The sequence below is a fragment of the Shewanella sp. KCT genome (assembly GCF_007636505.1).
Lineage (GTDB): Bacteria > Pseudomonadota > Gammaproteobacteria > Enterobacterales > Shewanellaceae > Shewanella > Shewanella halotolerans.
In genome coordinates this window covers 437,210-458,507 of sequence record NZ_LVDJ01000002.1, presented here as the reverse complement: position 1 = coordinate 458,507, position 21,298 = coordinate 437,210, and the positions used below count along the sequence as shown (strand labels likewise).

The following is a 21,298-nucleotide window of genomic DNA, read 5'->3' as shown; positions in this document are numbered from 1 at the left end:
CCCTGCGAGCCACCTACAGTAAGTTAAGCGGCGACCAGCTTGGCCAGATCGGCCGGGCGATAGTAGACAGACTTGAGCACCTTGCCCTGACGTACCACCTTGCCGGCCATCTCCACATCTTTGGCGCACTTGGCGATGATGAAGTCGCCCTTGCGGCTGCCAACGATCTCAACGCCCTGCTTGGCATAGTGAGCTATGGTCTCTTCCAGCTCCTGCTCGTTGCGACACACCTTGCTCATGTTGCTCGAATGCACCTCGTCCCAGCAGCGGACGAAGTCGATGTCGCGGTTCTTGGCGACATGCAGCAGCAGATCGATCACATAGCTGATCTCCAGGCGATCACTCATCTGCGTGGCGCCAAGATGCACCAGGCGGCCCATGAGTACATAGACAGAATCGACGATGGCATCGGCCTGCTCGACGCGGCTATCGGCCTCGGCCAGCTCGGTTAATTCCTCGATGGCGAGTGAGGTGTGCAGGGTATCGGCCTGCTCATCCAGGCTGGACTCATCTTCGATAGGCAGATCGAAGGTGGAGCGGAACTGGTGGATGTCGCGGTAGAGGTGGTCGTAAAGGGGCTGATCGAGTGCGGTCAGTTTCATCTGTGTGCCTTATGGGTCTTGAGTGTCTATATGCGTGGCGGCAATTTTAATTTAACCGGTCGCTAATTGAAAGTTAGCTCCCTTATACCGGCTGGGTTAGCGGTATACGACCGCGAGAATAGGGGATTACCTGCTGTCTGGGTGACTTTTTTCCCATGAGGAAAGCCAGGGATATATGTGGATATCCTGCATAACCAGTCTCAAAAAGCCGCTCTTGGTGAATTTGTACGCTTTATGGGACATAAGCCCTATGGTCTCATGGCGTCGATATGCCCGCCCGGTCTGGACTGGATTGTTAAAAATGTGTAACTATGTTTGACCCGTCTGGCGATGAAACGGCCCGTTCATAGTTCAATTGGCTGGTTTGATCGCCGGGGAGAAGAATAGGAAACCCCATAATTATAATAAGGATTACCCATGACCTCTCATCAGCAGTCGCCAGAACAGCCTGGCAGAGATTCGAGTCCCGCGTCGGCTATACGCCACAAGCAGCCGACGCTACTAGATGCCCTGATCCCCATTATCGCCCTGGTCTGTATGTTAACGGCCTCTGTGTATCTCTTCTCGTCCGACAGCTCCTATGGTGCCAACCAGATTGCCCTGATCATGGCGGCCTGTATTACTCTGGTTATCGGGGTGAAGAACGGCTATAGCTGGAAGGAGATGGAGGCGGGTATCGTCAAGAGTGTCTCCCTGGCCACAGGCGCCCTGTTGATCCTGTTTTCGGTCGGTTCCCTGATCGGCACCTGGATCCTGGCCGGCACCGTGCCGACCATGATCTTCTATGGTATGAAGATCTTAAACCCAGATTATTTCTATGCCGCCTCCTGCCTACTGTGCGCCGTGGTGGCCCTGAGTATCGGTAGCTCCTGGACGGTCGCCGGCACCCTAGGTATCGCCCTAATCGGTGTCGCCGGTGCCATGGGGCTGAGCGTCGAGATCACCGCCGGCGCCATCATCAGCGGCGCCTACTTTGGTGACAAGATGTCGCCCATGTCAGACACCACTAACCTGGCGCCCGCGGTTGCCGGCAGCGAGCTGTTTGGCCATATTCGCCACATGGTGTGGACCACGACTCCGAGCATATTGCTTGCCCTGATAGGCTTCCTGTTTATCGGCCTTAACAGCGACAGCAGCGGCGTGGCGACGGATCTGGCTGCGACCATGGCACGTATCGAGACCCAGTATCATCCCGGCCTTCATCTGCTGCTGCCCCTGCTGGTGGTGTTAGTGCTGGCCTACAAGAAGTTACCCGCCTTCCCGACCGTGATTCTGGGTACCCTGGCCGGCGCCATCTGCGCGGCGCTGTTTCAGTTTGACGGCGTGATCAAGTTCGTCAACGACGACAGCCTGCCGACTATGGTCGCCCTGGTGAAGGGGATCTGGGTTGCCATGTTCGATGGCTACACTGCCAACACGGGTGATAAGACGCTCGACAGCCTGCTGAGCCGCGGCGGCATGAGCAGCATGGTCAATACCGTCTGGTTGATCCTCTGCGCCATGGCCTTCGGCGGCGTGATGGAAAAGACAGGTCTGCTGCAGCGTCTGCTGCAAGGCGTGCTGCGCCTGGTAAAATCCAGCGGCAGCCTGATCATCACCACCCTGGCGAGCTGCATCGGCGCCAACTTGATCACGGGCGATCAGTTTATTGCCATCTTGCTGCCGGGTCGTATGCTCAAGGTCGAGTATGAGAAGCATGGTCTGGCGCCGGTTAACCTGAGCCGTGCTCTGGAAGATTCGGCCACCATCACCAGCCCCTTGGTGCCCTGGAACACTTGTGGCGCCTACATGGCCAGCACCTTAGGCGTGGCGACCATCGCCTATCTGCCTTTCGCCTTCTTTAACCTCATCTGTCCTTTCGTCAGTGCGGCCTACGCCTACTATGACTTCAAGATCGAGCGGCTCGATGATAGTGAAGCCGTGGAGGCCGTGGCCTAGGTTTAAATTAGGTACTTAGCCCCGGTCTCGCAGACCAGGGCTATGAGTTGCCAGAGCTTTTAGGTGATAGTGCTAAGAGCTGATAGGGCTTACTTGATGAAGGCGAAGGCGTCGCCGTAGAGATGTTCCTCTTCGACGCCTATCTCGCGGAAGACTTCACGGGCGGCGCCGACCATGTCAAAACGACCGGCGATATAGATGTCGTAGCCGTTGAGGCTGACATAATCTTGCTTGATCTGGGCCAACAGATTGGCCGTCTTACCCTGCCAATCTGGCGTCGACTCTTCTACCACGGGCACGAAATGTAGCCAGGGGTGATCCTGGTGCCACTGGCGCGCCAGCGACTCATAGTACATGGCGTCCTGATTACGACAGCCCCAGTAGAGGGTGGTTTCGACCTTCTGATCCAGGGCAATCGCTTGCTCGACGATACTCTTGATGTAAGAGAAGCCAGTGCCGCCGGCGATCAGCAGTCGTGGTCTGTGGCTGTCGCTGCGCAGGAAGGCTTCGCCGCCCGGCGCCTCGATGTCGATATATTCGCTCTGCTGTAAACGTTCGACCACCTGCATGGGGTAGCTCTCGCTGACCGCCGCGCCAATGTGCAGCTCGATCTGCTCGCTACCCGGCGCCGAGGCGATAGAGAAGGGACGTTTATCTTTTTCACCCATTACGACGCAAAGGTACTGACCAGCCTGAAATTCAAAGCTGGTTTCTGGGGTTAATGCTACCTGATAGACGGCATCATTAAAGGCGGTAACATGTTCAACTTTACAGCGTATGGTGTTCATTCGTTTTCCTTTCAGACCCTCTCTGTGGAGGTTTAGCACCTCTGAATACCCGATTAAATTGTTCAGGTATTCAAAGGGTTAACTTCTTTGATTTATTTTTAAAATTCAGACGATTAGTTTACGCCTGATATTGATTATAGTGTCGGGGCATCGTCTATGCCCAGGTCATCCCAGATAGCATCGATTCTCTGTTTGACCGCTTCGTCCATGACGATTGGGGTGCCCCACTCGCGGTTGGTTTCCCCTTCCCACTTGTTGGTGGCATCCATCCCCATCTTGGAGCCGAGTCCGGCCACAGGAGAGGCAAAATCCAGGTAGTCGATAGGGGTGTTGTCTATCATGACGGTATCGCGTTTTGGATCCATCCGGGTGGTGATTGCCCAGATAACATCGTTCCAGTCGCGGCAGTTGACATCCTCATCCACTATGATGATGAACTTGGTGTACATAAACTGGCGCAGGAAGGACCAGGCGCCCATCATCACCCGCTTGGCGTGCCCTGGATATTGCTTGCGGATAGAGATCACCGCCATGCGATAAGAGCAGCCTTCGGGCGGCAGATAGAAGTCGACGATCTCAGGGTATTGCTTACGCAAGATAGGCACGAACACCTCGTTCAGTGCCACCCCAAGCATGGCAGGCTCATCGGGTGGCCTGCCGGTATAGGTGCTGTGGTAGATGGCGTCGCGTCTATGGCTGACATGGGTCACTGTGAACACGGGGAACTCGTCGGTTTCGTTGTAGTAACCCGTGTGATCCCCGTAGGGGCCCTCTTCGGCCATCTCGCCCGGTTCGATATAACCTTCGAGGATGATCTCGCTGGTGGCGGGCACCTCGAGATCGCAGCTCAGCGCCTTACATACCTCGGTGCGCTCGCCGCGCAGCAGGCCGGCAAAGGCGTATTCGCTCATGGCGTCAGGCACTGGCGTTACGGCGCCTAAGATGGTCACGGGGTCGGCGCCCAGCGCCACCACAACCGGGTAACGTTCGCCCGGATGCTGCTCTTTAAAGTCTTTGAAGTCCAGTGCGCCGCCGCGATGATCCAGCCAGCGCATGATCAGCTTGTTCTTGCCCAGTAGCTGCTGGCGATAGATACCTAAGTTTTGTCGCTTTTGCCTCGGGCCCTTGGTAATGGTCAATCCCCAGGTCACCAGCGGAGCCACGTCGCCAGGCCAGCAGTGCTGAATAGGCAGCTTGGTGAGATCCACCTCATCGCCGCTGACCACCACCTCCTGGCAAGGGGCGTTGCGCACCGTCTTTGGCGGCATGTTCAGCGCCTGCTTGAACATAGGGATCTTGGAGATGGCATCTTTAAAGCCGCGTGGCGGTTCAGGTTCTTTGAGGAAGGCCAGCAGCTCACCCACATCGCGCAGGGCGAGGGGATCTTCCTTGCCCAGGGCCATGGCAACGCGTTTTGGGGTGCCAAACAAGTTGGCCAGCACAGGCATTGTCTTGCCGACAGGATTTTCAAACAGCAGCGCCGGGCCCTTGGCTCTCAGCACACGATCGGCGATCTCTGTCATCTCCAGATGGGGATCGACAGGGTGGGCGATACGCTTAAGTTCGCCATTGGCTTCGAGGTGATCGATAAAACTGCGTAAATCCTTAAAACTCATTTGGAAATACTCGCGTTGAGAAAAATGTGATATGGCGCGCACTATACCATTTATGGGCGCTATTCCCAAATAGCTTGCGTCGGCTTTGCGACCCCGGCATGGCAAGATTTTCAGGGGGTATAATTAAGGGTAAGATGCGGTAAACCCCTTGAGAGTGAGGTGGCAAGATGAAGCCCGATATGAAACCTTTATTGCTCCTGGCGGGCGTGCTCTGGCTCGGCGCCTTGCCGCCCGTGTCTAACTCTGCCTGGGCGTTCAAGATAGACGATGAATTTGAGATAGATCCTGATTTTGGCGTGGACCCAGATTGGGAGTATCGCCCCGACTGGGACAGAGACTTCTATGATCCCTGGCGCTGGCGTATCGGCATAGGCACTGGCTTTCCCTACTGGCGCCATGGCAGCTATGGCTATTGGCGTGATGGCTGGCGTTACCCCTATCGTTACCAGCCGCGCAAATACCGCAAGCCGAAACCCATCGCACCGCCGCAGCAAGTCACCACAAGTTTTACCCAGAGCGATGCCATTAAGAGCCTGCCAGCTAATACTAGGGTGAGGGTGAAAGAGGGCAGGACGGTATATGAATGGCAAGGGGTGGAATATATCTACGACTGGAATAGCGACAGCTACGTCAAGCTTAAGTAGCTGTCATTCTGTTGCTTCTCTTTAGCAATTAGATGGGCTGCAGCCAGCGCTCGCTTCTAAACCAATAGTAGTGCTCGGGATCGTTAGAGAAGGCGATCCTGTGCGCCTTGCCGGTGATCTCTTCGCGCGGAACGAAGCCGATGACGCGTGAGTCGGCGCTGGCGTCGCGATTATCCCCAAGTGCCAGGTAGTGTCCTTCGGGGACAGTTACCGGGCCGAAATTGGCCAGTCTCGAGGGTTGGTCATTCAGCCTGATGGCGTGGGATTTGCCGGGCAGGGCCTCTTGCCAAACGCTAAAGGCTGTTTGTCCATCGCTAAGGGCTTCTTTCCCTTCGCTAAAGGCTTTTTCGGTATTCTCTGTAAGTGCCAGTGGCTCGGCGCGATAGTTGAGGGCCACACCGTTGAGATAGAGGCGGTTGTTGCGCATCGCCAGAGTGTCGCCGGGCAGGCCTATGATGCGTTTGACCAGCTTCTTGTCGGCCTTGACCGAGTCGAAGGTGATGATGTCGCCGCGCTCTGGGTCGGCCAGCTTCATCAGGCTGACATGGGTGAAGGGGAGGCGCAGATCGTAGGCCATCTTGTTCACCAGTATGCGGTCGCCCTGCACTATGGTGGGCAGCATGGAGCCGCTGGGCACATGGTTCCAGTCGGCCACCGCGCTACGAAATATTAGGGCCTGTTGACCTTTCCTGTTTGTTTTTGCAGCAGTTTGCAGGTTATTGATACAAGGCGGAGCCTGTACCGTGTAGTTATTCTACACAAACTGGCGACAACGCCGTAGAAATGGCCTGCAAGCGCTGCCCAAAGGGTTCATCTCAACGCGCCCTGCTCAGTGTTGTTCGCAATTGCCATAGTATAACTATGCTTCATTGCTTACGCCTTGAGCATAACGCGGTGAGATTGAACAAAAATTAAACCTGAAAGATCAACAGGCCCTCGCATCAGGCCGATAAATAGACTGAACTGGCGGTGGTGTTTCACTTGTCGCATCACTTTTTTTAGCATACCAACTCCTTGGAAAGTAAAGTGTCTTAGCATCAGATGCCGCATCGCCCAAGTGGTTCCTGCTGTGTAATCCCAGAAGCGTAAGCAAATATTTTTGCTCTGCCGAGCTCGGCATTGATATAGTGCTGCCTGTTGTCCTAAGGCCATACCCATGGAGAGAGAATGAAGTATCAGTGGATATTATTTGACGCCGATGAAACCCTGTTTCATTTCGACGCCTTTAAAGGATTACAGTTGATGTTTTCGCGCTTCGGTGTGGATTTCACCCTAGCCGATTTCGAAGAGTATCAAACGGTTAATCTGCCTTTGTGGGTGGATTATCAAGACGGTAAGATCAGCGCCCGTCACCTGCAGGTGACCCGTTTCGAGCGGTGGGCCGAGAAGCTTTCTGTCACCGCCGAGCACCTTAATTCGGCGTTTCTCACGGCCATGGCCGATATCTGTACCCTGCTGCCCGGCGCCGCCGAGCTGGTGGATGCCCTCTATGGCAAGGTGAAGATGGGGATCATCACCAATGGCTTTACCGACCTGCAGACTGTGCGTCTACAGCGTACCGGCTTGCTGCATGCCTTCTCGCCCGTGGTGATCTCGGAAGAGGTGGGGGTGGCTAAACCCGACGTGGCGATCTTCGAACACGCCCTGTCGCAGATGGCTCATCCGCCCAGAGAGCATGTGTTGATGGTGGGAGATAATCCCCACTCAGATATTCAGGGTGGGCTTAACGCCGGCTTCGATACCTGTTGGCTCAACCGCGCCAGTCAGCCAGTCCCCGAGGGGATCACGCCGCACTATCAGGTGGCATCACTCACCGAGCTGCACCACCTACTACTTAAGGGCTAATGCCAATAGGGTTAACAGCCCGAATCCACAATCTCGAAACTTGGGCCCTGGGTAGTACTCAGGGCCTGTGTGTATTTGAGGTAGCAGTTCTCGCTACTGGACTTCTTGCTCGGGTGCATGAAGCGGATAAAGGGCTCGGCTTTGTTATTGTGAAAGTACCAGTCGGCCGGGTCATCGGCGTTGAACACGGCATCGGCAAAACTGGCCTCGAGCAGGAGATCCCAGGCGTGGGCCGAGTCGGCGGCCGGGTAACCATAGGCGAGTTCCACCTGATCGCCGTTGAGGCTTATGTTTGTGCTGGCTTGCGTCTGCAGGTTTTCCAGACTCGCCTTGGTAAACACCAGGGGTAGGGTGCCGCTCATCTCGCTCTTGAGTCCCTGTAGGGCGGCGATGCGGGCATCGGACTGGATATTGATGAAACGTGGCAGGGCAATGGTGGCCAGAATGCCGAGTATGATGACAGTGATGACAAGTTCAATCAGGGTAAATCCGTTACGTTTCATCTTGCTACCTGGGGTTGGCTTTGTGCCTATACTACACTCTGAGCAGGCGTTTGATCCCTAAAATAGGTCCGAAAAGGTTGTTTTTAACGCATTTGTCATCGAAAAATGCCTTAATGGATTATTTGTTGCTCAGTTAGTGAAATTTAGGCTTTACATTTAAAGTCCATTTCCTTACTATTCTCGGCGTTCGGAGAGATGGCAGAGTGGTCGAATGCACCGGTCTTGAAAACCGGCACGGGTTTATAGCCCGTCTAGGGTTCAAATCCCTATCTCTCCGCCACATTAACAAAGCCCGCTTTATAGCGGGCTTTGTGCTATCTAGCATATAGGAAATGAGAAATAGCCGGGTTCCTAACGTTTAAGTCCGACTATCTCTCCGCCACCTTAAGAAAAAGGGCTTCCAGAAATGGAAGCCCTTTTTCGTTTTGGCGGGCCATTATCTAAAGTCTGGTCATAGGGATTATTTGAACCCAGGGTTCCTAATGTTTAGATCTAGCTATCTCTCTATCACATTAAGAGGAAGGGCTTCCAGAAATGGAAGCCCTTTTTCGTTTTGGCTGGCCATTATCTAAATTCTGGCCATAGGGATTATTTGAACCCAGGGTTCCTAATGTTTAGATCTAGCTATATCTCTATCACATTAAGAGGAAGGGCTTTCAGAAATGGAAGCCCTTTTTCGTTCTAGCCCTTTTTTGTTCTAGCGCTAGCTAAGTTCTACCTAAGCGACTAAGCAAACATAAGCACTTTGAACCTAGGGTTCCTAATATTTAGGTCTGGATTCCTGTCTATTCCATTTTGCTAGCCCATCGTCATCTGTGCCTAGGGGTTAATTCTAGTTCTCCTTTCCTTGCTTTAATTCCGTCTAACCCAACCTCAGTTGCATATACCTTGCATAATTATTCGCCAACGTGAATAGGCAAGTGGTCGTTAATCGGGGAAGAGGGGGCCGGTTTTACTGGGAACTTGCGAGTAGATAAGTAGGTGATAATGGGCTTGTGGCTCACAAAAATGCCAGCTTTTGTGATCAGTTTTGGTGTTTTTGGGGTTTAAAAATTGTTAAATGTGACGTTTTTATCGCTAATTTGAATAAATTTTGAACATCAGGCTGGATTCCCGCTTTCTTTTACCGAGCGCTTTTTGCTATGCTCCCGCGGCATAAAAATACAGTGTAAATGATTCGCATTTTTTCAATTGCTGTCGATCGCATTCCAATTTTGGACTGATCTATTGAAACCTACTCCTAGTCATTTTCTGGCCGACGCACAGCGTGACCTCGCCCGGCTGGCAATTAGTCATCAGAAACAGTTGGCCTATCTGTTAAGCCTGCTGTTGCTCTGCTATTGCCTCTCGGTGGTGATCTCCAGCTACTTAGATAGTCGTGAGCTGATGCAGCTGTTGTCAGACTGGCTGCTATGGGAGTCCTTCGATCTCTCCATGATGGGGCCTGTGTTCATCAGCCCGCTATTCATCTATCCATATCTCTGTCTCTGTTTCATCGCTTATCAGCTGTTTTGCCTCCTGGCTTCCCAAGGGCCAGGCTACCCACTGCTGACATGCGATCTTAAGAGCGTTGAACATGACGCTCACGGCTGTCGCGCCCCTCCAAGCCTAACACTCTGTTTATAAAATACTTTAAGTATCCTTAGCCGCTTAATTTTCGCAGCTTGAGCCCTATTTTGCGCTCTATGCTTGCCCCTTGCTGGCCCGGATACCCTTGCCAAGCCCATTTGGCAATCTCATAAACTAGGGTTAGAGGAATATTCCTTGTGTTAATTCGAAACTTTGCCAAAGCAAGCTGTGCCATGGCGGCGCTGATGTTGGCAGGCTGTGAAGGTGGCGTACTCGATCCAAAGGGACAGGTGGGGATCGATGAGAAGCAGTTGATCGTGATTGCCACCTTATTGATGTTGATCGTGGTGATCCCTGTGATCGTCATGACCTTGTACTTCGCCTGGAAGTATCGCGACGGTCGCGATCATGAAATCTATGCACCTAAGTGGGCGCACTCTAAGACGATCGAATTGGTGGTCTGGTGCGTGCCTATCGTCATTGTCGGCATTCTGGGTGTGATCACCTGGCATTCGACCCATAAGCTGGACCCTTATCAACCGCTGGAGCATGAGGCCGAGCCGATCACCGTCGAGGTGGTGTCACTCAACTGGAAGTGGTTGTTTATCTATCCTGAGCAGGGGATCGCCTCGGTCAACGAGCTGGCGTTTCCTGCCAATGTGCCGGTGAACTTTAAGATAAGTTCCGATACGGCCATGAACTCCTTCTTCATTCCCCAACTGGGTAGTCAGATCTACTCCATGGCGGGCATGACCACTAAGCTGCATCTGATCGCCAACGAGCCTGGTACCTACAAGGGGATCTCGGCCAACTACAGTGGTGCGGGCTTTACCGGCATGAAGTTCAACGCCATCGCCACACCAACCCGCGGCGATTTCAACGCCTGGGTTGCCAAGGTGAAGCGCGAAGGCGCGGCGCTCGGCCCAGAGAGTTATCGCGAACTGGCGAAAGAGAGCAGTAATAATCCCGTGAGCTACTACGCCTCGGTCAGTGACGGCCTGTTTGAGCAGATCGTTATGCAGTACATGCATCACCACCAGATGCCTGCCGCCACACACGGGCAGTCACACGAGGTGCATGCATCTGAGTCATCTAACACGACGGGAGGCGAACACTAATGTCGTCTTTTCTTGGAAAATTAACACTGGATGCGGTTCCCTTCCACGAACCCATCATCATGGTGACCCTGGCTGCGGTCGCCGTAATAGGCCTTATTATCGCGGCCCTGATCACCAAGCATAAGAAATGGGTTCCTTTATGGCGCGACTGGCTGACCTCGGTCGACCATAAACGCCTGGGGATCATGTATATCCTGCTGGCCTTCGTCATGCTGATCCGTGGCTTCTCCGATGCCATCATGATGCGTACTCAACAGGCCATGGCTACCAATGGCGCCGCCGGCTACCTGCCGCCCGAGCACTATGACCAGATCTTCACCGCCCATGGCGTCATCATGATCATCTTCATGGCGATGCCCTTCATGATCGGCCTGATGAACCTGGTGTTACCGCTGCAGATAGGCGCGCGCGACGTTGCCTTTCCGTTTCTGAATAACCTCAGCTTCTGGTTGACCGCCTCCGGCGCCGTGCTGATCAACATCTCTCTGGGGGCGGGTGAGTTTGCCAAGACAGGTTGGGTGGCCTATCCGCCGCTGTCTGAACTGGCCTACAGTCCCGGAGTTGGGGTCGATTACTATATCTGGGCGCTGCAGATCTCCGGCATAGGGACCACCCTCACCGGGGTCAACTTCCTGGTGACCGTGCTTAAGATGCGCGCGCCGGGCATGAAGTTGATGCAGATGCCGATCTTCACCTGGACCTGTACCTGGGCCAACATACTGATCGTTGCCTCATTCCCGATTCTGACGGCCGTGCTGGCCATGCTGACCCTGGACAGATACATGGATTTCCACTTCTTCACCAACGAAGGCGGTGGTAATGCCATGATGTATATCAACCTGTTCTGGGCCTGGGGACACCCAGAGGTGTATATCCTGATCCTGCCAGCCTTCGGTATCTTCTCCGAGGTGATCTCAACCTTCACCGCCAAGCGTCTGTTTGGTTACAAGTCTATGGTATGGGCCAGCGGCGCCATCTCGATTCTGGGCTTCATCGTCTGGTTGCATCACTTCTTTACCATGGGCTCGAGTGCTAACGTCAACGCCTTCTTCGGGGTGATGACCATGGTGATTGCCGTGCCGACCGGGGTGAAGCTGTTTAACTGGCTGTTTACCATCTACCGTGGACGCCTGAAGCTGACGGTGCCCGTACTCTGGACCCTGGGCTTCATGGTGACCTTCACCATAGGCGGCATGACCGGTGTGTTGCTGGCGGTGCCCGGCGCCGACTATGTGCTACACAACAGCCTGTTTTTGATTGCGCATTTCCATAACACCATCATAGGCGGCGCCGTGTTTGGCTACCTGGCAGGCTTTGCCTTCTGGTTCCCTAAGGCGACCGGTTTCCACCTCAACGAACGTCTGGGTAAGGCGGCATTTTGGTGCTGGCAGGTGGGCTTCTATGTCGCCTTCATGCCGCTGTATGTGCTGGGCTTCCTCGGCATGACACGTCGTCTCAATCAGACAGATAACCCGGACTGGAACTTCTGGATCTATCTGGCGGCGGTCGGTGCCTGCATCATCTTCGTCGGCATTGTGCTGCAGTTCGTTCAGCTGTACGTGAGCATCCGCGATCGTGAGCAGAACCGTGACACCACCGGCGACCCTTGGAATGGTCACACCCTTGAGTGGTCGACCGCTTCGCCACCTCAGTTCTATAACTTTGCCCGTCTGCCTCAGGTCGTCGATATCGACGCCTTCACCCATGCCAAGGAGCAGGGCCAGGCCTATCAGATGCAGGAGAGCTACCAGCCGATCCACATGCCGAAGAATACCGGCCATGGAGTCTGGATGGCCCTTGGGATCACCGCCGCCGGCTTTGCCGCCATCTGGCACATCCTCTGGCTGGCCATCGCAGGTTTCCTGGGCGCCTTCATCGTCTTCCTGATGCGTGCCTACGACACGGACACCGACTACTACGTGCAGGGTGATGAGGTTAAGCGTATCGAAACCGCGCACCTGAACAACTTATCTAAGGGGCAGATATGAGTATTGCTATCCCAGCTGACCTGAGTGTTACCCAGGTCGAGACCCTACATGAGGAGCACCATGATACCGGCGAGAACACCTTGCTGGGCTTCTGGATCTACCTGATGACCGACTGCATCCTGTTTGCCTCGGCCTTCGCCACCTATGCAGTGCTCTACATGAACACAGACGGCGGCGTGTCGGGCAAGGATATCTTCGAGCTGGACTTCGTTCTGATTGAAACCGCGGCGCTGCTGCTCAGCAGTATCACCTATGGCCTGGCGCTGATCTTTGCCAAGCGTCATCACAAGGGGGCGACCCTGGCCTGGTTGGCGGTGACCTTCGCTTTAGGCTGTGTGTTCATCGGCATGGAGGTGAATGAGTTTCATCACCTGATCCTCGAGGGCAATGGCCCGCAGCGTAGTGCCTTCCTCTCCGCCTTCTTCGCCCTGGTGGGCATGCATGGTCTGCACGTGAGTACTGGCCTAGTGTGGATGGCGATCATGATGCTTGAGGTGGTTAAGCGCGGCACGGGCGGACGCACCCTGACTCGCCTGAACTGCCTCAGCCTGTTTTGGCATTTCCTGGACATCGTCTGGATCTGCGTGTTCACCGTGGTTTATTTGATGGGGGTCTTATTATGAGCCAAGCCACTACCCATGGTCAGGACGATCTGGCCGCCAGCATCAAGTCCTATCTTACCGGCTTCCTGCTCTCTGTGGTGTTGACCGGCATTCCCTTCTGGGCGGTGATGACCCACAGTCTGGAGACCTCGACCACCCTGGCCATAGTGCTGGTGCTGGCCGTGGTACAGATTCTGGTGCATCTTAAGTATTTCTTGCATCTGGATTTCTCCAAGGAAGGCAAGGTGAATACCCTGTCGTTTATGTTTACCGCCCTAGTGATTGTCATGGTGGTTGGCCTGTCGGTGTGGATCATCTACGCCGCCAACGACCTCATGATGTAGGAGAGGTTGCATGATTAGGCATTCGACCTCAACTCAGGTGGCCGCGCCCTTGGGGGCTTATCTTCAGGTGACCAAACCCGGGATTATCATGGGAAACCTCATCGCCGTGGTGGGCGGGTTTCTCTTGGCCGCCAGGGGGGAGGTCGATGCCGTCTTGATGCTGGCGACGCTGCTGGGGCTCTCTCTGGTGGTGGCCTCAGGCTGCGCCATCAATAACTATATCGACCGGGATATCGACGCCAAGATGCAGCGCACCTGCCTTAGGGCGACGGTGACCGGCGCTATCCCACTAAAGCAGGTGCTTGGCTTAGGCATAGTCCTTGGCGCACTCGGCTTTGGCCTGCTGGCCTGGTTTACCAACCTGGCGGCCTTGCTGTTTGCCGCCTTCGGCTATCTGGTCTACGTGGGGCTCTATAGCCTCTACATGAAGCGTAATTCTATCTATGGCACTCTGGTAGGTAGCCTCTCGGGCGCCGTGCCGCCCGTAGTGGGTTATTGCGCCGTGACCGGCAGAATAGATGGCGCTGCGCTGATCCTGCTGGCCATGTTCAGCCTGTGGCAGATGCCGCACTCCTATGCCATCGCCATCTTTCGCTTTAAGGACTATGAGGCGGCCAATATTCCTGTGCTGCCTGTGGCCCAAGGCGTAGAAAAGGCCAAGCTGCATATCGTCTTCTACATTGCCCTGTTCGCCTTGGTATCGACCCTGCTACCCCTGGCGGGTTATACCGGGGTGGGCTTTATGGCGGTGAGTTGCGTGACCAGCTTCTGGTGGCTACTGATGGCGCTGAAAGGCTATCGCAGCGATGTGAACCTGCTGCGTTGGTCGCGCCAGGTGTTTGGTTTCTCGATACTGACCATAGCTATTTTGAGCCTTACCATGGCGCTGGACTTTCAGGTGGCCGATCAGGCACCGCTGCTGGCAATGTAGGGCTAGCAGTCGCGCTTTAAGAAGAAAGCAAAAGGCGACCCATCTGGGTCGCCTTTTTATTGCTTGGCATCTTACTTGGCTCTCTTTCACAGACAGCTATTTCAGTGAAAAATAGATGTCGGTTACCAGCTCATGCTCCGCCACTTCGGGGAAGAAGTTGTGGTACTCGAAGTAGAGAGGAAAGTCCCTCAGCTCCTCGCCGCTCTGGGGCAGCCAGTCGCGGTAGAACTGATAGATCTTATCGTCCATCTGGTCGTGCGGCCCCTGGTGGCGGATCACGGCGCAGCGACCGCCGGGGATCGTCTTGGTGATCACCCCAAAGTCGTTGGCCATGACCTCGGCCGTTACCGAGCCACAGATGTCGAAACGAAACGCCTCGGGCGCTACCGTGTTAGGGTCGTTAAAGGGCACGCCCAGGGTCAGGCTGCTGGCCACAGGGGATTCGCCGCTCTGCTTGCGCCAGTTGATAAATTGTTGAATCGAGTCGTTCAGTGCGGCCGGGCTGCCTTGATGTTCCAGCACGGCGACCTTGATATCGTCTCTTTGCGTGAGTTTGATCTGCACAGCTTCTCTCCTTGTATAGTTCACCTTGGCATATTGTTGACTCCATTGCTCCCACTTAGGGGTTAACCTGAACTGGGTCGGGGTCTGGGCAAATACCTGCTTAAAGGCCCGCGAGAAGGATTCGCCGTTCTCAAACCCGGCATCGAGGGCGATGTCGGTGATCTTGAGTTCGGGATGAAACACCAATCGGTATGAGGCCCGCTTCAGCCTGAGCAGGCTGATGTATTTACCTAAGGTTATGCCGGTATACACCTGAAACTGGCGATGAAAATGATACTTGGAGAAGTGCGCCTTCTGGCTCAGTTGTTCCAGCGTCAGGGGCTGGTCCAGATGTTTAGCTATATAGTCACAAACCGTCTGGATTCGTTGACTGTAGGCCTGGTGCGCTGCTCGGTTCATATGCATCCCTTTTCAAGTGAGCGGCCATTGTGCGACGAGAGGGCTTGCTTTGCCTGACTCATATTGCTCAATGGCGATTGGCCGAGCAATTGTGCTTAAAAGCCCCTGCGTTTCCAGAAGTTCGCCATCTGACTCTCCTCATCGTTAAGATGCACATGAAAGGTCTTCTCGGCAACCACCTTGTCACCCAGAGATAGTGTCATGCGCCACCTGCCCACCTTGTCATGTTCGGGCGCCCAGATGGTGTCACCCAGATAGAACTTCCAGTCGTTGGACTCGACAAACAGCTCCCCCTCGAAGGGCGGGCGAACATTGCCCTGCTGGTCAGGAATATGGGGGTGATAGATGCAGTAGCTCAACCTTTGATTCTTTGCCTTACGGATACGGGCGATGAAGCCAAATTCTATGTCGATCTCTGCCGGCACATGGACCGTGGCCTTGAGAAACTTGGGCAGATCCGGGCTCTCTTCATCCCAGCGGCTGAAGAGTCCGGCCTGTAGTATGGTGACATCGGCTTTGAGCTTAGACAAAAGGGGCGCGTGATTTAGGCGTTAGGTGTGATACTTCACGGCCATGTCGATCAGCGGCTCGCGGCTGGCCTTGGCGGCGCGCAGCCTGGCCAGATAGTTCTCCCACAGATCTACCTGATTGGTGGCCAGATCATAGAGCACCTTCCAGGAGTAGAGGCCTGTGTCGTGGCCGTCGTCGAACACCAGCTTGACCGCATAGTTGCCTACAGGGGTGATGGCGTTGATATTGACGTTCTTCTTGTGGGTGACCAGCACGGGATTGCCGTGACCATGAACCTCGGCCGAGGGGGAGTAGACCCTTAGGAGTTCGCAGCTCAAGGTATATTGCTGACCGTTGTCGAAACTTATCTCCAGCTGGCGCGACTTGCGTTTGAGTTTGAGCCCTGTGACCTTGGGCGTATCGCTTTGGGGGGTCATATGCTTCGCCTATTCGTGGGAGGGTATCCCTGGTTAAAAAAAGAGGGCCCGCAGGGGAATTGACGGGCCCTTTAAGTTTACAGGATGAAGCGGCTGAGATCTTCGTCCTGTACCAAGTTCTCCAGGTGAGCGTTGACATAGTCGGCATCGATCACTGTGGTGCTCCCCGATTTGTCCGAGGCCTCGAAGGAGAGGTCTTCCATCAGGCGCTCCATCACGGTATGCAGGCGGCGGGCGCCGATGTTTTCGGTGCGCTCGTTCACCTGCCAGGCAGCTTGAGCGATGCGCTCGATACCCGACTCGCTAAACTCGACCTTAACGCCTTCGGTGGCCATCAATGCCACATACTGCTCGGTGAGCGAGGCATGGGGCTCGGTGAGGATGCGCTTAAAGTCGTTGGCAGACAGGGCTTCCAGCTCGACGCGGATCGGCAGACGGCCCTGCAGCTCGGGGATGAGATCCGATGGCTTAGACATCTGGAAAGCGCCTGAGGCGATAAACAGGATATGGTCTGTCTTGACCATGCCGTGCTTGGTGTTGACCGTGCAGCCTTCCACCAGAGGCAGTAGGTCGCGTTGAACCCCTTCGCGAGAGACGTCTGGCCCCGAGGTGTCGCCACGCTTACAGATCTTGTCGATCTCATCTAAGAAGACGATGCCGTGTTGCTCGACCAGTTCGATAGCCTGCTCTTTAAGATCGTCAGGGTTCACCAGCTTGGCGGCTTCCTCTTCGATCAATAGCTTATAGGCTTCCTTGATGGTCATCTTGCGACGCTTGCTGGCGCCAGGGCCCATGTTTTGGAACATGCTCTGCAGCTGGCTGGTCATCTCTTCCATGCCGGGTGGCGACATGATCTCTATGCCTACCTGAGGTGCGGCGATATCGATCTCGATCTCTTTGTCGTCCAGCTGGCCTTCGCGTAGCTTCTTGCGGAATACCTGACGGGTGCCTGTGTCATCTTTCTTCTCAGTGTCCCAGTCTTCTTTGGGTTTAGGTAGCAAGGCATCAAGAATACGCTCTTCGGCCGCTTCTTCGGCTCTGAACTTACACTTGGCCATCTGTTCTTCGCGGGTCAGCTTGACGGCGGCGTCGGTGAGGTCACGGATGATCTGCTCGACCTCCTTACCCACGTAACCGACTTCGGTAAACTTAGTGGCTTCGACCTTGATGAAAGGCGCCTTGGCCAGCTTGGCCAGACGGCGGGCGATCTCTGTCTTACCTACACCCGTGGGGCCTATCATCAGAATGTTTTTTGGGGTGACTTCTTGGCGCAGCGCGGCATCTAGCTGCATACGACGCCAGCGGTTACGCAGGGCGATAGCGACCGAACGCTTGGCGTTTTGCTGGCCTATGATGTGGCTGTCCAGCTCGTGAACAATCTCGCGTGGAGTCATCTCAGACATAAGTATCCCTTAATGCTTGGGTGCATACGTTTGGTAACAGTGAGCGGGCTCAGTGTTAGTAATTCAGTTCTTCTATCGTCTTGAATTGGTTGGTGAATACACAGATGTCACCGGCAATGGTCAAAGACTTTTCGGCGATCTCCTTGGCGCTGAGATCGGTATTTTCCAGCAGTGCCGTGGCCGCGGCTTGGGCAAAGTTGCCGCCTGAGCCTATGGCGATCAGGTCGTTTTCTGGCTGCACTACATCGCCGTTACCTGTGATGATCAGGCTGCACTCGGTATCGGCTACCGCTAAGAGGGCCTCAAGCTTGCGCAGCACCCTGTCTGAGCGCCAATCTTTGGCCATCTCGACCGCGGCGCGCATCAGATGGCCCTGATGCATCTCTAACTTAGATTCGAAGCGTTCGAATAGGGTGAAGGCATCGGCGGTGCCGCCGGCAAAGCCCGCGAGGACCTTGTTGTGATACAGGCGTCGAACCTTTCTGGCGTTTCCTTTCATCACTGTATTTCCCAGTGATACCTGGCCGTCTCCGGCAATGACAACCTGATTGTTGCGACGTACTGAAACGATTGTGGTCACGGTATTTCCTCTTCTCAAGCCGACGAGTAGGAAACTCATCGGTGGACAATAGCTTAGATATGGGGATGGCATTTTGTTTTTCAAGGGAGATCAACCATAGGTTTACCCATTCACGCGGGAAAAGGTCGCGTTTACTGCCAAGTATGGGAGAAACTGTTTAGTTTTATTGTGTTAAGTAGGCAAGCACTAGCGGATTGAGAGGTGAATGTGGCGACAAGAATTCGATGGGACTCTTAAATTTAGGTGCTAATGCATGATGTGCTATTGAGAAGGGTTGATGTAAAAATCCACCTTCTGAAGAAGGTGGCTTTGTATTAGCCCCCTCAAAGGGGGCCAAAAGCGTCTATTTTTTTACCCAACCTATTTTGGCTCTATTTAGCCTGCTTATAGCATTGGGAAAGTGATTACACTGCCCCGTTCTATGGGTAACTGCATCTATCCATCAATGCGAATTACAGGCTAGGCCTAAATGATGATAACCACCTACTGAAGTTGGTGGTTTAGGGCTGAAAATAAAAACGCCAGCGATAGGCTGGCGTTTCTGGAGTGACTTGTAGAATGAACAGTGAGGGTTAACCACCTTCCCAGAACCAGATCTGACAGCCGTTGAGGCCGCCGCGTTGTAGTATGTGGCGATGTTTCTCGGCAAGGCGTTTACGCTCGTAGGGGCCGAGCACCACCTTGTACCAGGTGCCGTTGCTGCCGCTGACCTTACGCACCTGCGCCTCCAGGCCCTGGAAGGCGATCACCGCCTTCATCTCATTGGCCTGAGCCTCTTTCCTGAAGGAGCCACATTGCATCTGATAGGGACGGGTCGGCGCGGTGTTTTCTGGGATATCCACCTCGACCTGCTTATTCTCCAGCTCCTCCTGGTAGGTCCACTCCTCCTTGGGCTTTGGCGGCAGCGCATTGGGGTCCTTCTTGACCACCTTAGGCTTAACCGCTTGCACCTCGGGCTGAGTCTCTACCTTGTCGGCGCTGTCGTTGATGCTCCAGAGGAAGTAGCCGAAACCGCCTACTAGTCCCAGGGTCACCAGAGAGAGCACGAAGGGGAAACGTCTCGGCTTTGGTGCCGGCTGACGTCGGCCACCGGTGCTCTTCTTACGTCCTTTCGAGGCAGGTCTTCTGTTGGCGTAATCGCGATTGCTCATCCTGGCGCCCTATACTACATGCGTTCTAAGGTTTCGATACCCAGTAGATCCAGACCCTGCTTCAGCGTCTTAGCGGTCAGTTGTGCCAGCAATAGACGGCTCTTCTTCTCATCTTCGCTGTCGGCCGCCAGCACTGGGCAAGCCTCGTAGAAGCTTGAGAAGGCGCCCGCCAGTTCAAACAGGTAGCCACACAGGGCGTGAGGCTGACCCTTGGCCACCATGCGACCTAGCACCTCGGCAAACTGGGCCAGCTTGTTGCCCAACTCTTTCTCTTTGTCGTGCTCCAGCTTGATGCTGGCGCCTGTGAGGTCGATATCGGTCGCACGCTTGAAGATGCCTGCAACACGTGTGTAGGCGTAAAGCAGGTAAGGCGCCGTGTTGCCCTCGAAGCTCAGCATCTGCTCGAAGCTGAAGATGTAGTCGCTGGCGCGATTCTTCGACAGATCGGCATATTTCACCGAGGCGATACCCACCACCTTGGCGATTTTGGCCAGCTCCTCTTCATCCATATCAGGATTCTTGCTGCGTACCAGTTCCAGCGCACGGGTCTCGGCCTCGCTCAGCAGGTCAACCAGCTTGACCACGCCACCAGAGCGGGTCTTGAATGGGCGACCATCTTCGCCGTTCATGGTGCCAAAGCCCATGTGTTCCAGGCTCATCTCTGGACGAACGAAGTTAGCGGTGCGGGCCAGGCTGAATACCTGCTGGAAGTGCAGCGCCTGACGCAGGTCGACGAAGTACAGGGCGCGGTCGGCCTTGAGTACGTTTGAGCGGTAGCGCATCGCCGCCAGATCGCTGGTGGCATACAGGAAGCCGCCGTCGGCCTTCTGGATGATCACCGGCAGTGGTTCACCCTCTTTGGTTTGGAACTCATCCTGGAAGACCACCTTGGCGCCGTTACTTTCAGACAGCAGCCCCTGGGCATCCAGATCCAGTACCACCTGCTCGAGGTCATCGTTGTAGGCGCTCTCGCCGCGCACGTCGGCGCGGGTCAGGCTCACGCCCAGACGCTCATAAACTTCGTGACAGTGGCTCAGGGAGATATCGTTAAATTCACGCCATAGCTTGTTGCAGTACTCGTCGCCCGATTGCAGTTCAACCACGAGCTGGCGAGCACGGGTGGCAAACTCTTCCGACTCGTCGAAACGTACCTTAGCGGCGCGGTAGAAGCTCTCGAGATCTGCCAGTTCAACCTGGGCTTGCTCGCCTTGCTGGGCGCGTAGCTCTTCCATGTAGGCCAGCAGCATGCCGAACTGGGTGCCCCAGTCGCCGACGTGATTCTGGCGGATCACCTTGTGACCCTGGAACTCCAGCGCGCGTACCACGGCGTCACCGATAATGGTTGAACGTAGGTGACCTACGTGCATCTCTTTGGCCAGGTTTGGCGACGAGTAGTCGACCACCACTGTCTGCGGTGTTGGCAGGACCACGCCAAGGTGATCGTCGCTCAGGGCGGCCATCAGCTGGTTGGTCAAGGCGTTCTCATCGATAAAGAAGTTGATGAAACCTGGGCCGGCGATCTCAACTTTAGCCACCTGGCTGTCTTGTGGCAGGCTATCGATTATCAGCTGTGCGACCTCTCGAGGATTCTTGCGAGCCACCTTGGTCAGCATCATGGCTAGGTTGGTGGCAAAATCACCGTGGGTTTTGTCTTTGGTTCGGTCAACCTGAATACGAGCCTCAAAATCGGCAGGAATGATCGCCTGCTGTTTTAGGGTTTGAATGGCTTGTTCGAGCAAAGATTGAATATGTGATTTCATTGGCGT

At 54.7% G+C, this 21,298-nt stretch carries 22 protein-coding genes and 1 tRNA gene; 10 read left to right on the top strand and 13 right to left on the bottom strand.

What is annotated here, in order from left to right; all coding sequences use genetic code 11:
- Positions 1-23: 23 nt before the first annotated feature.
- Complete coding sequence (locus tag AYI87_RS04855; protein WP_144200078.1) at positions 24-602, bottom strand: nucleoside triphosphate pyrophosphohydrolase family protein; 579 nt, start codon at positions 600-602, stop codon at positions 24-26.
- A 417-nt stretch (positions 603-1,019) separates the two neighbouring features.
- Here AYI87_RS04855 and nhaC point away from each other — a divergent pair, with 417 nt between their 5' ends.
- A complete protein-coding gene (nhaC, locus tag AYI87_RS04850) occupies positions 1,020-2,540 on the top strand; it encodes a Na+/H+ antiporter NhaC (protein WP_186300551.1) in 1,521 nt (506 codons plus the stop codon).
- An 89-nt stretch (positions 2,541-2,629) separates the two neighbouring features.
- On the opposite strand, the gene fre is transcribed toward nhaC, so the two are convergent.
- Together fre and ubiD are read right to left on the bottom strand one after the other, a co-directional pair.
- Positions 2,630-3,328: an NAD(P)H-flavin reductase gene (gene fre, locus AYI87_RS04845; protein WP_144200076.1), complete on the bottom strand. Its 699-nt coding sequence runs from the start codon at positions 3,326-3,328 to the stop codon at positions 2,630-2,632.
- Between the two features lie 134 nt (positions 3,329-3,462).
- Positions 3,463-4,944, bottom strand: coding sequence for a 4-hydroxy-3-polyprenylbenzoate decarboxylase (ubiD, locus tag AYI87_RS04840; protein ID WP_144200074.1), 1,482 nt, complete (start codon positions 4,942-4,944; stop codon positions 3,463-3,465).
- Positions 4,945-5,123: 179 nt separating this feature from the next.
- On the opposite strand from ubiD, the gene AYI87_RS04835 reads away from it, so the two are divergent.
- Complete coding sequence (locus tag AYI87_RS04835; protein ID WP_144200072.1) at positions 5,124-5,588, top strand: hypothetical protein; 465 nt, start codon at positions 5,124-5,126, stop codon at positions 5,586-5,588.
- Between the two features lie 28 nt (positions 5,589-5,616).
- Here the strand turns inward: AYI87_RS04835 and lepB are convergent, their stop codons facing one another.
- Together lepB and AYI87_RS21380 are read right to left on the bottom strand one after the other, a co-directional pair.
- Complete coding sequence (gene lepB / locus AYI87_RS04830; RefSeq protein WP_409928961.1) at positions 5,617-6,210, bottom strand: signal peptidase I; 594 nt, start codon at positions 6,208-6,210, stop codon at positions 5,617-5,619.
- 251 nt (positions 6,211-6,461) lie between these two features.
- A complete protein-coding gene (locus AYI87_RS21380; protein WP_260865072.1) occupies positions 6,462-6,593 on the bottom strand; it encodes a hypothetical protein in 132 nt (43 codons plus the stop codon).
- 162 nt (positions 6,594-6,755) lie between these two features.
- Between AYI87_RS21380 and yjjG the strand changes: the two genes are divergently transcribed.
- The gene (yjjG, locus tag AYI87_RS04820) at positions 6,756-7,433 is read left to right on the top strand and encodes a pyrimidine 5'-nucleotidase (RefSeq protein ID WP_144200070.1); all 678 of its coding nucleotides are present in this window, start codon (positions 6,756-6,758) and stop codon (positions 7,431-7,433) included.
- Positions 7,434-7,444: 11 nt separating this feature from the next.
- On the opposite strand, the gene AYI87_RS21490 is transcribed toward yjjG, so the two are convergent.
- A complete protein-coding gene (locus tag AYI87_RS21490; protein WP_011864170.1) occupies positions 7,445-7,936 on the bottom strand; it encodes a type IV pilin protein in 492 nt (163 codons plus the stop codon).
- A 189-nt stretch (positions 7,937-8,125) separates the two neighbouring features.
- Here AYI87_RS21490 and AYI87_RS04810 point away from each other — a divergent pair.
- The 7 genes from AYI87_RS04810 (at position 8,126) to cyoE (ending at position 14,488) form a co-directional block, all read left to right on the top strand.
- Positions 8,126-8,216: transfer RNA gene (locus AYI87_RS04810), tRNA-Ser, on the top strand.
- Between the two features lie 947 nt (positions 8,217-9,163).
- Positions 9,164-9,562 carry a hypothetical protein gene (locus tag AYI87_RS04805; RefSeq protein WP_041406303.1) on the top strand — a complete coding sequence of 133 codons (399 nt, stop codon included), beginning with the start codon at positions 9,164-9,166 and terminating at the stop codon, positions 9,560-9,562.
- A gap of 140 nt (positions 9,563-9,702) precedes the next feature.
- Entirely contained in the window at positions 9,703-10,623 is a 921-nt protein-coding gene (gene cyoA, locus AYI87_RS04800) for a ubiquinol oxidase subunit II (RefSeq protein WP_144200068.1), read from the top strand.
- Positions 10,623-12,611: a cytochrome o ubiquinol oxidase subunit I gene (gene cyoB, locus AYI87_RS04795; protein WP_144200066.1), complete on the top strand. Its 1,989-nt coding sequence runs from the start codon at positions 10,623-10,625 to the stop codon at positions 12,609-12,611. The genes cyoA and cyoB overlap by 1 nt, the downstream gene beginning before the upstream one ends.
- A complete protein-coding gene (gene cyoC, locus AYI87_RS04790) occupies positions 12,608-13,234 on the top strand; it encodes a cytochrome o ubiquinol oxidase subunit III (protein WP_144200064.1) in 627 nt (208 codons plus the stop codon). Before cyoB ends, cyoC begins: the two co-directional genes overlap by 4 nt.
- Entirely contained in the window at positions 13,231-13,557 is a 327-nt protein-coding gene (cyoD, locus tag AYI87_RS04785; RefSeq protein ID WP_011864175.1) for a cytochrome o ubiquinol oxidase subunit IV, read from the top strand. Before cyoC ends, cyoD begins: the two co-directional genes overlap by 4 nt.
- 10 nt (positions 13,558-13,567) lie before the next feature.
- On the top strand, positions 13,568-14,488 hold the full coding sequence (gene cyoE, locus AYI87_RS04780) for a heme o synthase (protein ID WP_144200063.1): 921 nt from the start codon (positions 13,568-13,570) through the stop codon (positions 14,486-14,488).
- A gap of 96 nt (positions 14,489-14,584) precedes the next feature.
- Here the strand turns inward: cyoE and AYI87_RS04775 are convergent, their stop codons facing one another.
- The 7 genes from AYI87_RS04775 to argS all read right to left on the bottom strand — a co-directional run bounded on the left by AYI87_RS04775 (position 14,585) and on the right by argS (position 21,292).
- Entirely contained in the window at positions 14,585-15,451 is an 867-nt protein-coding gene (locus AYI87_RS04775; RefSeq protein WP_144200061.1) for a GyrI-like domain-containing protein, read from the bottom strand.
- Positions 15,452-15,546: 95 nt separating this feature from the next.
- Positions 15,547-15,981: a DUF3859 domain-containing protein gene (locus tag AYI87_RS04770; RefSeq protein WP_144200059.1), complete on the bottom strand. Its 435-nt coding sequence runs from the start codon at positions 15,979-15,981 to the stop codon at positions 15,547-15,549.
- A 21-nt stretch (positions 15,982-16,002) separates the two neighbouring features.
- Positions 16,003-16,398 (bottom strand): gamma-butyrobetaine hydroxylase-like domain-containing protein, encoded by a 396-nt coding sequence (locus AYI87_RS04765; protein WP_144200058.1) that lies wholly within the window; start codon positions 16,396-16,398, stop codon positions 16,003-16,005.
- 77 nt (positions 16,399-16,475) lie between these two features.
- On the bottom strand, positions 16,476-17,801 hold the full coding sequence (gene hslU, locus AYI87_RS04760; RefSeq protein WP_011864180.1) for an HslU--HslV peptidase ATPase subunit: 1,326 nt from the start codon (positions 17,799-17,801) through the stop codon (positions 16,476-16,478).
- 55 nt (positions 17,802-17,856) lie between these two features.
- Positions 17,857-18,381, bottom strand: a complete 525-nt coding sequence (hslV, locus tag AYI87_RS04755) for an ATP-dependent protease subunit HslV (protein ID WP_011864181.1) — start codon at positions 18,379-18,381, stop codon at positions 17,857-17,859.
- Between the two features lie 572 nt (positions 18,382-18,953).
- Positions 18,954-19,532, bottom strand: a complete 579-nt coding sequence (locus AYI87_RS04750) for an SPOR domain-containing protein (protein WP_144200056.1) — start codon at positions 19,530-19,532, stop codon at positions 18,954-18,956.
- A gap of 14 nt (positions 19,533-19,546) precedes the next feature.
- Positions 19,547-21,292, bottom strand: a complete 1,746-nt coding sequence (gene argS / locus AYI87_RS04745; RefSeq protein WP_144200054.1) for an arginine--tRNA ligase — start codon at positions 21,290-21,292, stop codon at positions 19,547-19,549.
- Between the last annotated feature and the right edge of the window lie 6 nt (positions 21,293-21,298).

Bases quoted from the DNA above. Each gene is read 5' to 3' on its own strand.
- AYI87_RS04775 (WP_144200061.1), bottom strand. From the start codon at position 15,451: ATGAACCGAGCAGCGCACCAGGCCTACAGTCAACGAATCCAGACGGTT.
- cyoD (WP_011864175.1), top strand. From the start codon at position 13,231: ATGAGCCAAGCCACTACCCATGGTCAGGACGATCTGGCCGCCAGCATC.
- nhaC (WP_186300551.1), top strand. From the start codon at position 1,020: ATGACCTCTCATCAGCAGTCGCCAGAACAGCCTGGCAGAGATTCGAGT.
- AYI87_RS04855 (WP_144200078.1), bottom strand. From the start codon at position 602: ATGAAACTGACCGCACTCGATCAGCCCCTTTACGACCACCTCTACCGC.
- AYI87_RS04835 (WP_144200072.1), top strand. From the start codon at position 5,124: ATGAAACCTTTATTGCTCCTGGCGGGCGTGCTCTGGCTCGGCGCCTTG.
- hslU (WP_011864180.1), bottom strand. From the start codon at position 17,801: ATGTCTGAGATGACTCCACGCGAGATTGTTCACGAGCTGGACAGCCAC.
- cyoC (WP_144200064.1), top strand. From the start codon at position 12,608: ATGAGTATTGCTATCCCAGCTGACCTGAGTGTTACCCAGGTCGAGACC.
- AYI87_RS04750 (WP_144200056.1), bottom strand. From the start codon at position 19,532: ATGAGCAATCGCGATTACGCCAACAGAAGACCTGCCTCGAAAGGACGT.
- AYI87_RS21490 (WP_011864170.1), bottom strand. From the start codon at position 7,936: ATGAAACGTAACGGATTTACCCTGATTGAACTTGTCATCACTGTCATC.
- yjjG (WP_144200070.1), top strand. From the start codon at position 6,756: ATGAAGTATCAGTGGATATTATTTGACGCCGATGAAACCCTGTTTCAT.
- ubiD (WP_144200074.1), bottom strand. From the start codon at position 4,944: ATGAGTTTTAAGGATTTACGCAGTTTTATCGATCACCTCGAAGCCAAT.
- AYI87_RS04765 (WP_144200058.1), bottom strand. From the start codon at position 16,398: ATGACCCCCCAAAGCGATACGCCCAAGGTCACAGGGCTCAAACTCAAA.
- lepB (WP_409928961.1), bottom strand. From the start codon at position 6,210: ATGCTGCCCACCATAGTGCAGGGCGACCGCATACTGGTGAACAAGATG.
- cyoB (WP_144200066.1), top strand. From the start codon at position 10,623: ATGTCGTCTTTTCTTGGAAAATTAACACTGGATGCGGTTCCCTTCCAC.
- AYI87_RS21380 (WP_260865072.1), bottom strand. From the start codon at position 6,593: ATGCTAAAAAAAGTGATGCGACAAGTGAAACACCACCGCCAGTTCAGT.
- argS (WP_144200054.1), bottom strand. From the start codon at position 21,292: ATGAAATCACATATTCAATCTTTGCTCGAACAAGCCATTCAAACCCTA.
- cyoE (WP_144200063.1), top strand. From the start codon at position 13,568: ATGATTAGGCATTCGACCTCAACTCAGGTGGCCGCGCCCTTGGGGGCT.
- fre (WP_144200076.1), bottom strand. From the start codon at position 3,328: ATGAACACCATACGCTGTAAAGTTGAACATGTTACCGCCTTTAATGAT.